Source organism: Ruegeria sp. BI11 (assembly GCF_056538005.1).
In genome coordinates this window covers 1-572 of record NZ_JBQFSM010000073.1, presented here as the reverse complement: position 1 = coordinate 572, position 572 = coordinate 1, and the positions used below count along the sequence as shown (strand labels likewise).

The following is a 572-nucleotide window of genomic DNA, read 5'->3' as shown; positions in this document are numbered from 1 at the left end:
TACCATGATCATACCGACCTCATTGCCGCGGCTGAAGGGCTTCCGTTTTCCCCGCGAAATCATCGCCTATGCGGTGTGGGCATATCATCGGTTTGCTCTCAGCACAGCGGATATCGAGGACCTCCTGGCGGAGCGTGGTGTCATTGTCAGTCGTGAAGCGGTTCGTCTCTGGGTGAACCGTTTCGGGTCTCAGTTTGCGGCTTGTGTCCGACGCGACCGGCCCCGGCCGCACGACACATGGCATATGGACGAAGTGGTCGTCCCGATCAACGGCGTGAAACATTGGCAGTGGCGTGCAATCGATGGCAATGGAGACGTACTCGACATTCTGATCCAGCCTCGCCGCAATGCCAAAGCCGCAAAGCGTTTCTTCGGCCGACTGGTTGCTGCCTATGGTGAACCGCGTGTCGTAATCACGGACATATACCAAGCCGATCAAGGCCATCGCGCCGGGCGCCGACCATCGGGCGCACAAGGGGCTCAACAACCGGATCGAAGGGTCACACCGGCCGACGCGAAAGCGGGAAAAGATGATGGGTCGGTTCAAATCACCGCGCCAAGCGCAACGATTT

Annotated in this window: 1 pseudogene; it reads left to right on the top strand. The window is 58.9% G+C overall.

Going from position 1 to position 572, the window contains the following annotated elements:
• Nucleotides 1-4: 4 nt before the first annotated feature.
• A pseudogene (locus ACR0DT_RS25140) lies at nt 5-572 on the top strand (IS6 family transposase); the annotation flags it as partial.